Annotated in this window: 10 protein-coding genes; 2 read left to right on the top strand and 8 right to left on the bottom strand. The window is 60.8% G+C overall.

The window, feature by feature from the left end; all coding sequences use genetic code 11:
• Nucleotides 1-124: 124 nt before the first annotated feature.
• From JYA52_RS03680 to JYA52_RS03645, 8 genes are all read right to left on the bottom strand, one after another.
• Entirely contained in the window at nucleotides 125-1129 is a 1005-nt protein-coding gene (locus JYA52_RS03680) for a LacI family DNA-binding transcriptional regulator (RefSeq protein ID WP_205651860.1), read from the bottom strand.
• A 160-nt stretch (nucleotides 1130-1289) separates the two neighbouring features.
• Nucleotides 1290-2639 (bottom strand): hypothetical protein, encoded by a 1350-nt coding sequence (locus tag JYA52_RS03675; RefSeq protein WP_205651809.1) that lies wholly within the window; start codon nucleotides 2637-2639, stop codon nucleotides 1290-1292.
• 111 nt (nucleotides 2640-2750) lie between these two features.
• Nucleotides 2751-3797 carry an ABC transporter permease subunit gene (locus JYA52_RS03670; RefSeq protein WP_205651808.1) on the bottom strand — a complete coding sequence of 349 codons (1047 nt, stop codon included), beginning with the start codon at nucleotides 3795-3797 and terminating at the stop codon, nucleotides 2751-2753.
• The gene (locus JYA52_RS03665) at nucleotides 3790-5322 is read right to left on the bottom strand and encodes a sugar ABC transporter ATP-binding protein (protein WP_205651807.1); all 1533 of its coding nucleotides are present in this window, start codon (nucleotides 5320-5322) and stop codon (nucleotides 3790-3792) included. The genes JYA52_RS03670 and JYA52_RS03665 overlap by 8 nt, the downstream gene beginning before the upstream one ends.
• A 73-nt stretch (nucleotides 5323-5395) precedes the next feature.
• Nucleotides 5396-6358: an ABC transporter substrate-binding protein gene (locus JYA52_RS03660; protein WP_205651806.1), complete on the bottom strand. Its 963-nt coding sequence runs from the start codon at nucleotides 6356-6358 to the stop codon at nucleotides 5396-5398.
• Nucleotides 6359-6712: 354 nt separating this feature from the next.
• Nucleotides 6713-7768 (bottom strand): LacI family DNA-binding transcriptional regulator, encoded by a 1056-nt coding sequence (locus tag JYA52_RS03655; RefSeq protein WP_205651804.1) that lies wholly within the window; start codon nucleotides 7766-7768, stop codon nucleotides 6713-6715.
• Nucleotides 7769-8247: 479 nt separating this feature from the next.
• Nucleotides 8248-9792 (bottom strand): PucR family transcriptional regulator, encoded by a 1545-nt coding sequence (locus JYA52_RS03650; RefSeq protein ID WP_205651802.1) that lies wholly within the window; start codon nucleotides 9790-9792, stop codon nucleotides 8248-8250.
• A gap of 38 nt (nucleotides 9793-9830) precedes the next feature.
• Nucleotides 9831-10922: a DUF917 domain-containing protein gene (locus JYA52_RS03645; protein WP_205651801.1), complete on the bottom strand. Its 1092-nt coding sequence runs from the start codon at nucleotides 10920-10922 to the stop codon at nucleotides 9831-9833.
• A 177-nt stretch (nucleotides 10923-11099) separates the two neighbouring features.
• Between JYA52_RS03645 and JYA52_RS03640 the strand changes: the two genes are divergently transcribed.
• Both JYA52_RS03640 and JYA52_RS03635 read left to right on the top strand, forming a co-directional pair.
• Nucleotides 11100-12455 carry a purine-cytosine permease family protein gene (locus tag JYA52_RS03640; RefSeq protein ID WP_205651799.1) on the top strand — a complete coding sequence of 452 codons (1356 nt, stop codon included), beginning with the start codon at nucleotides 11100-11102 and terminating at the stop codon, nucleotides 12453-12455.
• Nucleotides 12452-13999 carry a hydantoinase/oxoprolinase N-terminal domain-containing protein gene (locus tag JYA52_RS03635; RefSeq protein WP_205651797.1) on the top strand — a complete coding sequence of 516 codons (1548 nt, stop codon included), beginning with the start codon at nucleotides 12452-12454 and terminating at the stop codon, nucleotides 13997-13999. Before JYA52_RS03640 ends, JYA52_RS03635 begins: the two co-directional genes overlap by 4 nt.
• Nucleotides 14000-14001: the final 2 nt, after the last annotated feature.

Genomic DNA, 14001 nt, shown 5'->3' with positions numbered 1-14001 from the left:
CCACGATCCGCTGTCCAGCCACCAGTGCCTCCAAACCCACAATCTGTCAGTTTGAGTTCTAGGGCCTTTCCAGAAGAACGTCCAAATGGGGGTACCGGAAGTGGGAAGTGAGGCGTCGTGCGGCTCACCGGTTAGGCGGGGGCGGCGGAACTTCACCTGACCCTCGGAGGATCAGTTCACAAGGGACGATGTAAGTTTGCGGTTCCTGCTGGTCTCCATTGATACGGGCCAGAATCCGTTCTGCCGCTACCCGGCCGATATGTTCGGGGTGCTGGGCGACCACCGTTATGCCAGGATCCATCATGTCCGAGAGGGTGAAGTCGCCGAAACCGACCAGGGCCACAGCCCGGTTCAGCCCCAGCTCCTGTAACGCCCGCATTACACCGAAGGTCACCAAAATCTGTGCAGAGAAGATGGCCGTCGGCGGTTCAGCGCCCGTGAGTAACTCTCTTACCGCCTTCCGGGCCGATTCCTCACTGCGCAGTCCTTCCAGGAAGTGAACGGTGTCGGGGGAAATACCTGCGCGGCCCAGCTCGTCGGTGAAGCCCCGCCGCCGCTGCCGCGCGGTTTGGATATCGGTGCGGCCAGCTAGGTAGGCGAGTTTGGTGTGGCCTTGGGAAATGAGGTGGGCAGCGGCCTTGGCGGCGCCTGCGGCGTTATCGCTGACCACTGCATCGGCGTCGGTGCCGACCGGTTCCCTGTCGATGAAGACCATGGGAAGGTCACTGGAATGTTCCGGCAGGTATCGTTGGCTTTTGGCGACCGGGGTTAGAACCAGTCCATCCACACGCCTCCGGAGAAACGCCTTGACGAGCGCCTCTTCACGTGCAGCGTCATCATCCAGGCTGGCCGCGAGGACCGCCATGCCGTGACTCGCGAGAACATCCCCCAGGGCCCGATGAATTTGCCCATGGAACGGGTTGGCAACGCTGGGAAGCAGCAGCCCGATGGACAGTGTTTGTCGGCCGGCCCGGCGGAGGCTTTGGGCTGCAATGTCCAGCTCGTAGTTCAGCCGCTGCGCCGCCTGCAGCACTTTCTGGCGGGTGACTTCAGAAACACCAGGCTCGTCATTGATGACTCGGGATACGGTTTTGATGCCTACTTCGGCCAAGGCAGCCACATCACGCATCCGCGGCCTGGCTACTCCCACCACATCCGAATGCGAGCTGACGCGGGGCTCAATGATGTCATTGGCCTCGGCCATCGTTCTGCCCGTCTGGCTCACCTCAATTCATATCTTGTCGGGGACTGGCAGCCGCTGCCATGTCCAGAGGCCCATCGGCCAGCCTTTAGGCCTGGTGGACCGTGGGTGCACTCTCCAGTTGGTCTGCCACGTGCTGCCAGCCGTCGCTGAACATTCCGTATGCGGTTTTGATCTGGACGCCGACGGGAAGTTCGGGGCACTCGTTTTCGCCGTTGGTTCCCCAGTTGACCCAGCCGGATTGCCGGCGCTGGACGATCTGGAAGGCACCGGAGGGTTCGGAGGTCCACCAGACCATGGTCCTGTCGAGTTCTGAATGGAATTCGGCGGTTTTGGAGGTCGGCCCGGCGAAGATGGTTTCGTGCGGCACGGCCGAGACGTCGACGGGGGCATCCGCTATCGTCCAATGCCGCTCGGGCAGGTCGGCGAGCACGTGCGAGGTTGCCCTGACCCGGGCGAGGCGTGCACGGATTTCCTCGTTGTCCAGGGCGCCTTCCCAGCTGCAGAACAGGCGCCAGTACAGATCCCAGTGCGCGGCTTCGATGTTGCCGGTGAGCTGACGGCGGAAGTCTTGGAACTTCGCAGTGCTGGACGTTGAGTTCGCGATGGTTTCATCGACCATGTGTGCGAGTTCAGCGGCGTAGGGGTCCCCGGCGCGATATCGTGTGCCGCCGTATGCTTCGAAGCGGTCAAAGACCACATCGCCCTGGCCGGCCTCAAATTCGTCGCCGACGGTGATCTTGTTGGTTATGGAGCGCCCGTTGATGACTGTCTGGAAGTCATCAACCCGGTAGTTGCGCGTGAAGTAGGGGGTGCCGTGGGTGAATTTCCAGTCGATGGAAAACGTCTTGCCCTTGAGCTCCTCGAGCAGGCCGTCGGGGACGGTGCCGTGCATCCGGTAGTGGTGCAGGACCGGACCGTGTTCGATGGTTTCTATTTCTACGGTGGCGTGTTCGGGCGGGTTAATGAGGCCGTTTTCGGGGGTGAAGAAGGGGCCGTAGAAGCCGCCGATGGCGTTGTTGCCCGAGGGCAGCAGGTCGATGCCCTCTTTCAGGGTTGCGAAGTGACGCAGTCCCCACTTTGAGGAGCCGGTGCCCTCGGCGGTCCCCGAGCACATTTCGAGGTCGAAGTATCCCGTGTCCAGGCGGACGAAGGCGTCGGATTCGACGGGTTCCCGTTCAGTGATCCCGTCGACGCGTCCTGTGACGGGTGCGGCCAGGGTGAGCTCCACGCTTTCTTCAAAGGTCACGACGGTGATGAACGTGGTTTTGCCGGGTTCGGGCTGGGTGTGCAGCCGCTGGCAGATGAGGGTCTCTCCGGCGCTGGTGGTTGCGGTCCAGAGGTTTTCGGTCAATTCGGCGTCGACAGTGAAGGTCACTGGTTCGTTGATTCGGCGGCCGGGAAGTGGGTCCTGGACGGTGATGGTGGGTAATGCCACTGGCTTTTCCTCTCAAATTTGGCGCTGGGCTACTACCCGGCCACTCTAGGAAAGCGGCCGGAATGTCCCGGCGGGCAGGCAGGATGCGGCTGCGGGTTACGTCGGTTTGCCTTATGCGGGTGTCTGGGCGGCGATGGCCCTGGACCACGGCAGGCGGAGCGTGCGTTGTTTCAGGCTGTCGATAGCCACGGCGAGGATGATGACGAGGCCCTTGATCAGCAGCTGGGTGAAGAATTGGACGTTCATCAGGATCAGCCCTGTGCTGAGGACACCGAGAATGATGGAGCCGATCAGGGTGCCGTAGATCCGTCCGCGTCCGCCGACGAGACTCGTGCCGCCCAGGACAACGGCTGCAATGGCGTCCAGTTCGTAGCCGGTGCCGGCTGTGGGCTGGGCGGAGACGACGCGGGCTGAGAAGATGACGCCTGCGAGTCCGGCGCAGACTCCGGCGATGACGTAGACGGAGGTGATGACGCGTTTGACGTTGATGCCTGCCAGCCTGGCGGCTTCTGCGTTGCCGCCCACGGCGTAGACGTGCCGGCCATAGCGGGTGCGCTCAAGGACGAACCATGCCGCGACGTAGACGATGATCATGATCACCACCGGCACCGGAATGCCGGCCAGGTAGCCATTGCCGATGTCCCGGAAACTGAGTGTGTTCGAGACGATGGGTTGCCCGTCGGTCATTGTGTATGCCAAGCCCCGCAGGAAGGTCATGGTGCCGAGGGTGACGATGAAGGCGGCCAGTGCCAGGTAGGCGCTGAGCATGCCGTTGATAAGTCCTGCGACCGCCCCTGTCAAGACTCCGACCAGGATCGCGACGGGTGCGGGCAGTCCTGCGATGCCAGTCATGACCGATGCGACCCCGGAGACGGCCAAGATGGAGCCGACGGAGAGGTCGATTCCGGCGGCGAGAATGACGAATGTCATTCCGGCCGCCAGGATGGCGTTGATTGAGATAGATCGGGCGATGTTGAGCAGATTGTTGAAGCTCGCGAAGTTCGGGGCGATGACTACCATCAGCGCCACGAGTGCGATCAGGACTACGAGGATGCCGACGCGGTCCCACCAGTAGGCGAAGTCGAAGCCGCGGGCGGGCGCAGGTACGGCCTCTGGCCGGACGTCCGCGTCCTGTGGGTTGAGAGCCTGGTTAGTCATGGAATTCTCCGTTTGTCTGTGCTGCGGTACCGGTCGCGTGGGACATGACGTCCTCTTCGCTGGCGGTGCGTGAGTTGAGTTCCTGTACGATCCGGCCGGAGCGCATCACGAGGAGCCGGTCACTGATGCCGATCGCTTCGGGCAGGTCCGATGAGATGACCAGGATGGCCTTGCCGGCCTTGGCCAGGTCATTGATGACTTCATAGATTTCGCTTTTCGCGCCGATATCCACACCCCGGGTGGGTTCATCCAGGATCAGCACGTCGGATTCGCGCATCAGCCATCGGGCCAGAACCGCCTTTTGCTGGTTGCCTCCCGAAAGCGCGCTGACCGGCAGGCGCAGGGCGTTCTGCCGCAGATGCAGGCGTTCCATCTGCTTTTTCACGGCATTCCGGATTCTGGCCCGTTGGAGCACGCCGGCGTTTACGTGCCCGCCAAGGGAACTGACGGCAATGTTGTCCTCTACGCTGTGGGACACGAACAAGGCCTGGTCTTTGCGGTCCTCGGGGACCATGGCGATTCCACGGGCGATCGCCTGAGCCGGGCTGGAGGCCACTGCGGTCTTGCCTTGGACGGTGACGGTGCCGCCGCGGGAACGGTCGGCGCCAAAGATCATCCGGGCCGTTTCCGTGCGGCCGGCCCCGATGAGCCCGGAAAGGGCGACAACTTCGCCGGAGCGGACCTGGAAGCTGACCGGCCCGATTCCGGCTCCGTCAGTGAGTCCCTTGACGTCGAGCATGACATCCCCCGGGCTGTGCCGGTCGTGGTGGTAAAGGTCCTCAAGGTTGCGTCCCACCATCATCTTTACGACATCGGGAGGGCTGATCTCCGTCTTCCCCCGGGTACCGACGTACGTACCGTCGCGGAAGACGGTCACACGGTCGGCAAGCTCCCAGACCTCTTCCATCCGGTGGGAGATGTACACGAGCCCGACACCTGCGTCGCGCAGTTCATTGATGATCGCGAAGAGGTGGAGCGTTTCGTTCCGTGAGAGGGCCGCCGTTGGTTCATCGAGTACCAGGATTCTGGCGTTCTCGCTGACAGCCCGGGCAATCTCAACCATCTGTTGCATGCCGACACTGAGCTGGCCGAGCTCGCGGCGTGGGTCAATCCGTGCACCGACCCGGGCGAGCTTCTCACGGGCCTGGGCGATCATGGCGCGGCGGTCCAGGGCCCCGAATCTGGTTGACGGCTCGCGTCCGAGGGCCAGGTTCTCGGCAACTGTCATCGCCGGCACCGTGTTCAGCTCCTGATGGATGATGGCGATGCCGTTGGACACGGCCTCGTGCGGGGAGCGGATGTCGATCTCGGTGCCGTCCAACAGGATGCGTCCGGAATCGCGGGCAACGTTCCCGGCCAGGATCTTCATCAGGGTGGATTTACCGGCCCCGTTCTCGCCCATCAGGGCATGTACTTCACCGGCATGCAGGTCGAAGTGGACGTTGTTGAGCGCGAGTGTGGCACCGAAGCGCTTTGTAATGCCTTCCAGCTGCAGCAGCGGCTGGCGGGAGGAAGTTGTGGTCATGGCGGCCTATTCTCGGTCCGGTTGTGTGGGCCGCTCCGGGAGCGGAGCGACCCCACACGGCAGTGGGGGAGCCTTACCAGCCCTTGTACTGGCTGACGTTCGGCCGGGTCACGAGCTCACTGGGGATCAGGATCGTGGTTTCTGCCGGGGGCTTGTTGTCGATGATGTTCTGGGCGACCTCGACGGCCTTGCGGACCATCTCGGCGGGATTCTGCGTCGCGGTTCCGATGAAAGGTGATCCGGGCTGCTTGAGTTCGGCCACGGCCTCCGGGCTGCCATCAACGCCGGTGACTTTCACAGTGGCGCTCTTTTTGGCCTGCTGGACGGCCAGAACAGCACCGAGGGCAGACGGGTCGTTCATGCCGAAGATGCCTTGGACATCGGGGGCGGCCGTGAGCATGTCGGTGGTTACGGCGAGACCGGAGGCGCGGTCGTTCTTGGAGGCCTGCTGCCCAACGATTTTGATGTCAGGGAACTTCTTCACGACGTTCTTGCAACCGGTGATACGGTCCCGGATCGTCTGGAGCGGGGTTCCGTCCACCAGAAGAACATTTCCCTTTCCGCCCATCTGCTCGAACAGGTACTGGCAGGATTTTTCGCCGGCCTGGACTGCGTTGGTCATCACCACGGCGTCGGCGCTCTTGGCAGGGGTGTCCACGGCGATGACAATGATGCCCGCCTGCTTCGCTCGCTCAATCGCCGGCTGGATGCCGTTTTCGTCCACCGCGCTGATGACAATCAGGTTCACGCCCTGCTGGATGAAGGTATCAATCTGGGTATTCTGATTCGCCAGGTCAAGCTGGGCGTCCTGGGTGTTCGCGGTGGCGCCGATCTTCGCTGCGGCTTCCTTGGCTCCCTTGTCCATCGCCGAAAAGAACGGGTTGGACATGTCCTGGACCATCAGACCGATCTTCTCGATCTTTGCCGGCTTGTTAGTGCCGGCCTGGGTGTCGCCAGAGCTGCAGGCCGTCAGACTGAGCGCGGCCAGTGACGCGGCGGCGGTGAAGACTGCCGACTTCTTGACGAGCTGATTCATTTTCGATTCTCCTTTGAAGCGGATCCGGCGATGCCGTGACGGCGGGGCCATGTCCGTGAAAACGTTGTCGATGGAATTGGGTAGTGATTGTTACGCCGGCTCACTTCGATGCGAAGACCGGGCTTTCTGGTCGGTTCCCGCGGCATGACGGGCCTCTGAGGAGTCGTCTCCGGTGGAACCAGGCCTTGCCGGTATCGTCTCGGAGTACCAAGGCAAGGGTGCTTGTGTGGGGCGGGCCGGGGGTCGGCCCTTATCAGGTGCCCAGGTGGAGAACCTGGCACGTCTGCCGCCGAGGCCCCCTTCTGAGCCAAAGACGGGAATTTTGTTGCGTCTGTTGTCAGGAGGAGCTGGAGCTCAGCATCCGCATGACTGGCGCACGATCAGGTCCGCGGTCACCTCCCGGCGGTCCTCGGGACGGTAGTCGGGCACCGGGGGTTCGCCCCGCCGTTCGGCCTCCAGCTGCCCATCCAGGATTCGTGTCAGCGTCTGCGCGGCCAGAACGCCGATCGATTCGCTGTCCTCATCCACCACTGTCAGCGGCGGATCCAGCAAGGGCGCCCAGGCAAACTCATCAAACGCTATGAGCGCCACCTGGGTGGGGACAGCAATTTCACGCTGCTGGAGCACGGTGAGGACACCATGGAGCAGTGGGTTATTGCCCGCGATGATCGCCCTCGGCAAGGCCCCGCCGGGGGTGTCCAAATAGGCGGAGAGCGTCTTACGTGCCGAGTCGGAGTCGTTTTCCGTCTCCAGCACCTGCAGGGCGGCCCCGTGCTTATCGGCCGCTTCGCGGAGACCACGCTCCCGCTCGGCACGCGTTGACCAACGGCCCGGATAGGCCAGGAAAAGCCAATCCGTATACCCGTGCTCAGCCAGATGCCCTCCAGCCTTTATGCTCGCCGCATAGTTATCCGTGAGGATGCTCGGAACCCGCGTCGCGTCCTCCGGCGGTGCCGAGTCCACGAATACCACCGGGATGTCCCAGCTCTCGAGGAGCTTGACGTTCTCGGCGCTCAGCGTCAGGGTGGTGATGACGCCGGCCGTCCGTGACTGGATCAGATCCTGAACAATGGCATCTTCCACCTCCGGCGTGTACACGCCTTCCGCGGCAATGTCGGCCACCACAGCATTCCGGCTGGATCCGCGCAGAACCCGCTGAATGCCCTTCATCAGGTCCAGATAGTAGTAGTTCGAGGTGCTCGCCGTGATGACCGCAACCGAACTGCGCGATTTCTTCCGGAGCTCCTGCGCGGCACGGTTCGGGACATAACCAAGCTCCCGGGCGGCCTTCAACACCAGCTTCCGGCTCGCATCCGAGACATCGGCCCCGTTACTCAGGGCGCGCGAAACAGTATAGGAAGACAAGCCTGTGACTTCACTCAAGTCCCGCAACGTGGGCTTCTTCGCCATTTTCCCCACTACTTTCTAATCGTTTAGGGAGAGGCTTCGCGAAGTCCCAATCGCGTTACCTAAAGGATTAGGGTCAACGATAATATGATTCCACGCACACGTCAAGAGTGTGCTGACCCACCCATCTCAACAGCTAACCCGGGAGTCGCACGTCAGGGAACCATCCTGCTCCGATAGGAACTTTGGGGGCGCTCCGTGGCGATCGATAGCTATTCGCACCACCCATGCAACAGGACTGGGGCTACGAAAAAGGTAACGGGGGTGGGCCGCCGGCAGACTTTTGATACGGAGGGTAAGCGATGAGGGGCATACGGGCTGGCACGCCTCTGATTCTCAGTCCTTGCCGTCATGCATCGAAACGTCTCATATCGATGAATGTGCCGAGAACATCCACAACAACAGGCCCACGGCTTCAGGGACGCGAGCTTTCATCTAGGATCAAGCGCGGAGCCTTTCACTGCTGTCGGGCGACGATGCGGCTACTCGGTGGCGGCAATTTCCAGGATTCTGAGTGCGATGCGTAAGGCAAATTTGGTGTCAGGGTTTTCAAGCGGAGCATCCAGTAGTTCCTCGATTTTTTCGATGCTCTTGACCACCGTGTTTCGATGGACTTCTAGGGCGCGCGACGTTTCCGCGAGGTTAGATTCGCTTTGAAGGTAGGTGTTCAGCGTTTTCCTCAGATAGCCGGCGTCTGGTTCAGACAGTCGTTTTAGAAACTTCGTGGCTTGGCGAACCAGTGCCGGATCATGGAGCGTAGTGCGGATCAACTGGGTGGCGACGGATTCCTGAGCGTCAACAATCTGCCGGCGTCCTTTGCTGGAGCCTGCTTGTCGAGCGAAGTCTTCAGCCTCGGCGATGCTTCTTGCAAATCCCTCCGGTCCAAAGCGTGGCCTAGCGACGCCAAAAACGATTCCTGTTTCTGGCGGTGGTCGTAGGGAGTCCAGAGCGGCGACGAAATCCCTGTAGTCTCGCCGGGATGGTTGGTCCTGCCGTGTTTCCCAGACAAGCCAATGATCGATGTATTCGGACGAGTCCACTGTGTAGTCATACCGGGTCAAAGCGGCTGGAAGCATTCGTCCGATGTCGTGGGCCAGGGATTTCCGTGGGGCACGAACGCTTATGAGGGTGTGCCATCCGCTTAAGTTCCAGCCGACGCTGAGAGCTTGAGAGATGACGTGATCGGGAATTGCTCCGCCAGCGACAGCGAGCTGTGAAACGATCGCTGATCTTGCGGACTGAAACTGCTCGCTCGCGAAGCGTTGACGGCTGAGCCACCTGAGCAACGAAAGGGCCCCTAATTCCATGAGTTCTTGTGCCGCCTCCAGCTCGAAGGACGGGGCGTCGGGCTGGAATTCCGCGAGTATCCAAAGCGCTGGAACGTCGTCCTCCATGAGCGGGGGCAACGGAACCGATATGAGGTTTGGAGTTTGGCTGGGGTCAAACACGGGCGACGCCCCGATGTTGCCGAATGCCAGCGGCCGGTCCACTGCGCCCGCGAGCGGCAGGCCAAGCGAATTGATCACTGCTATCCGCGCGTTGACATACTTTCTGAGTTCAGAAACGACGCCCTCGGGGCTTGGCTCCATCTGGTGGGCGGCGTGGGTGAAGGCCGTCATATTCATGGACCGTGCCCAGAGATCCGATCCCATGAACCTGCTGAGGGATGCGGCCACGGCCACAGTCGCCTGGGGCTGGTGGAGCGCAACCACGTTCATTCTCAGTTTTCGCGCAAGTTCCAGGGTAGAAAGGCCGAACTCCGAGAGTGGTTGGAAATCCTGAGGCGTGGTTGGTATCAGGATCACTACGCCCACGCCCTTTCGCTTCAGCTGTGGAAGCAGAATTTCCAGGGCATAGGAGGGAATCCAAGAGGATATCCAGATGCCTTCGAGATTGCTGACCTGCACTTCGTCTGGTGGGTCAAGATAGGCAGTGGTGGCGGCGCCGCTGGCGCTGATCTCGTTAGTGCAGATGAACGTAAAGCTCGAAACGGGGTGTTCCAAGATCACGGAGCTGTTCAGCAGCATCGGACACCGCAGCAGTTCACGAAGGGTCAACCGGGCTGTCACAGCGAGTCTCCAAGGGAAGGGATTGTGTACCCGTAACCGGAAATGTCGACCAAGGCCTGCGCAGCATATTCGCTCCATTCGCCCGGGGCCTCAAAGACAACGACATCTACCCCGAAACCGGGCAGGATACGCTCGCTGAGGAGGGGAATGCCGGTATGGCTGTCCAGGAGGCAGATTATCTGGGGGGCCTTAGCAAGCAGCCGGCCTTCGTCCATGAGCAGCAGGAATTCGTTCTGTGCCTCGATTCGAAGGTATCTTCCTGCGGCCCGAACAATCATCGTTCCTTTGGCCTGTACCCCGGCACCGGAATCACGGGGGGCAGGTTCCCAGTGAACGTCCACAACACTCCCTCGGCCCACAAAAAGGCACCCCGCAGTGTGGGAACAAAAATGGGATATCGCATCACTCACGGACTGAATTAGTTTCCTCGACTGCTGGAACTGGCGTCCAAGCTCCAAAGCTCGTCGAAGCGTCCGGCTTATGCCGCCTTCCCTCGCCTGTCGCCCATCCATGGGGTACCCCGCGAACGCCACCCAGCCGCCGAACAATTCCATGAGAACGCGCAGGGAACGCTCGGCCTCCTCGGCAGTTGATCCTGAAATTTCGACGCACCTCCCTGAAGTGTCGACCAAGGCACAAGGAGTCATCGAGACACTATGCGCGTTGAAAGTTGTCTGATGCAGTCCTGAGAGTCCTCGCCCCATGCCATCCATGTCGACCAGCGGGATGCCCAGGGCCGCCGCCACAAGGATCGGTGCAAAGGCATTGATCCCAGCCATTTCGAAGGCACAAACAAGTGCTCGCCGCCCTGGAAATTTCTGGGCAACCGCATCAAAAGCTCTTACGTACGGCTCCGATCCGCTGGGCTTTTCGCTGAAGGCCAACGCCGACCCCGCCAGGCCCACGGCCACTACGACATCGCCAGAAAGGATTTTACTTGGCGGAAATACGGTCACGCCGCCGCAATGTTCCAACAGATTCCGCGTCAAGAGAGACATGGCGTGAGTGTCACCGGCCCCACCCGAGCCCAGCATTCTCGCGCCAAACTCCAGCGCTTCCAGGTCCGTGGCCGTTAGAAGCCAAGACATGGCTTCCTCCTTCGAATGTGGGTGCGTGGGGGACGAATGTGTTAAGTATGCACATGATGAGGGCATTTAGTAGTCAGAGCAACCATTGATATCGACGGCCACGGGCCGTAGCTTCGTTTCATTCCCTCCTATCCCCGAATCTCTTCCCGGGTAGGACCTCATAGCCAAGGAGCACCGATGGCAACAACTACTGATAAGAAACACGCGGGGGAGGAGGACTACGCCCTGGAGCGTGTTCCCGACCACGCCCGATACAGCTGGTGGTCGGTGGCCGTTCAAAGGTTCGGCCAGATGTCAGCGCTTTCCCAGTTCCTTCTGGGTGCAGCCCTGGGATTTGGAATGGACTTTCCCACCGCCTTGCTCGCCATCTTCCTTGGATCAGTGATCCTAGAGGTGGTTGCCATCATGACGGGAATCCTTGGCCAAAAAGAAGGCCTCTCAACTTCGATTCTCGCTAGATGGACCGGCTTTGGACGCCATGGATCCAGCATCATCGCCCTGTTCATCTCACTTAGCCTGGTCGGATGGTTTGGTGTCCAAAGCGGCGTGGCCGCTGAAGGGCTTGCCAAGCTGGCGCCCGTTATCCCCGCATGGGCGTGGGCCCTTGTGGTCGGTGGTGCTGTGACCGCGATAGTCATTTACGGCTTCAAGAGCATGGCCTGGACCGCTTACATTACGATCCCCGCGTTCCTCCTGCTCGCCGGTTGGTCGATTGTCTCTGAGCTGCAAAGGCACGACCTCGGCGATCTGGTTAACCAGCCGGCCCCGGGACCGGTCCTTAGCCTGGCCGCCGGGACAACACTGGTGGCAGGGGGATTCATTGTCGGCATGGTCATTACCCCTGATATGACGCGCTTCAACCGCAAACCTTCCGATGTCATCAAGCAGACACTGCTCGGCGTCACCCTCGGGGAATTCATGGTGGCCATCGCCGGTGTTCTCCTTGCCCATGCACTCAAGACCAACGACATCATCGCAATTGTCACGTCCAGCAGCGGGTTCGTCGGCACAATCATCATCGTTGCCGGCACGATCAAGATGAACGACTGGAACTTGTACTCGGCATCCCTAGGCATTGTGAACTTCGTCGAGACAGTATTCAAGAAGCGAGTGAGCCGCACGAGCGTCACCATTTTTATCGGGATCCTGGGCAGCGCACTCGCCGCTGCCGGAATACTGAACTACTTTGTGGATTTCCTGATCCTGCTCGGAGTCACGTTTCCCCCCATCGCCGGCATCATGGTCGCCGAATACTACATCGTAAAGAAATGGCGAAGCGTCCTATCCGCATCTGCCCCCGGCCTGCCGGCAACAGAGCCAACGTGGGTCATCGGGACCCTGGTGGTTTGGGCCGCCTCGGTGCTGATCGGAACGTTCCTGCCGTGGGGGGTAGGATCCCTTAATTCGCTTGGCGCTTCCCTGATTCTCTACGTCATCGCGGGCAAACTCGGCCTAATCAAAGGCACATCCGAAGAGGCGCTATCACGCCGATCGATTACTGAAGAACGCGCACTGCAGGAGGACTACACGTGAAGATAGGCATCGATGTCGGCGGGACCAATACGGACGCGGTACTCATTGACGGAAGCGAGGTTCTCGCAGGTGTAAAAAGTCCGACAATGAGTGACGTGGGACAGGGGATTACCGGGTCCCTCCGCCGACTACAGAGTGCGTACTCCTTTGATCCTGCCGACATAGACGCCGTCATGATCGGCACCACCCATTTCATCAATGCACTTGTCGAAGCGGAGCGGCTGGCACCGACGGCGGCAATCCGGCTCGGACTTCCTGCAACGGGCGGACTGCCCCCGTTCGTCGGCTGGCCGGCACGGATTACTGAAGCGCTGCACGCCTTGCCCTACATGTGCCACGGCGGTCATGAGTTCGATGGACGGGAAATCTCTCCGATCGATCCTGACGAGATACGCAGGGCAGCCCAGGACGCCGTAGCCAAAGGGGCACGCAGCTTCGCAATCTCGTCCGTGTTTTCCCCAGTCAACTCGGAGTTTGAACAGAGGGCAGCGGAAATCATAAACGCCGAGTTCCCGGAACTTCCGGTCAGCCTTTCCAACGAAATCGGCAGGGTGGGGCTCCTCGAGAGGGAAAATGCAACAATCATCAATGCCGCCCTTCGTGAGCTTTCAGCAGATGTGTGTTCCTCACTCGATCAATCCCTGGTGGCGCTAAACATCCACGCCCCGCTGTTCCTGAGCCAGAACGACGGCACGTTAATGGATGTCGATTTTGCCCGAAAATACCCAGTGGCCACCTTTGCCTCAGGACCGACCAACTCAATGCGCGGCGCCGCCTACCTCTCCGGTCTCAAAGACTGCATAGTAGTGGACGTTGGCGGAACAACGACGGACGTCGGAGTTCTCCAGTCCGGCTTTCCCCGCGAGGCGGCAACAGAAATCGAGGTGGCGGGAATCCGAACCAACTTCCGTATGCCTGATGTGTTGTCCGTCGGCCTCGGTGGCGGCAGCCGCATCAGGTTCGACAACGGTGTGACAGTCGGGCCGGACAGCGTTGGCTACAGAGTCACGGAGGAGGCACTCGTTTTCGGAGGCAAAACTCTGACGGCGACCGACATCATGGTTGCGGCGGGTGATGCGGAGATCGGTGACCCCGGCCTCGTCAGCCATCTGGATCCTTCCATGGTGAAGGCGGCCAAAGTAGAAATCTACCGCAGGATCGCGGAGACGGTAGACCGGATGCGCACGAGTTCCGACCTCGTCCCGGTGGTCGCAGTCGGCGGCGGTGCGTTCCTGGTACCAGAACAGATGGCCTGCGCCAGTGACGTTGCCCGTCCGGGGCACTCCGGAGTGGCGAATGCCATCGGCGCCGCCATTGCCCAAGTCGGTGGCGAAGTCGACCGTATCTTTGCAATCCCGGCAGGAAAGCGCGAAGAAGTGCTCGATCAGGCCAGGGAGGAAGCAATCAGCAAAGCCATAGCTGCCGGAGCCAAAGCCAGCACTGTCCAAATCGTGGAGATCGACGAGCTGCCCCTGGCCTATCTGCCCGGAAACGCGTCCCGGGTACGCGTCAAAGCGGTCGGCGACCTGCCGGCGTCGAAATAGCC

Source organism: Arthrobacter pascens (assembly GCF_017052465.1).
Classification (GTDB): Bacteria; Actinomycetota; Actinomycetes; order Actinomycetales; family Micrococcaceae; genus Arthrobacter; species Arthrobacter pascens.
This window is presented reverse-complemented; position numbering and strand designations above follow the sequence as displayed.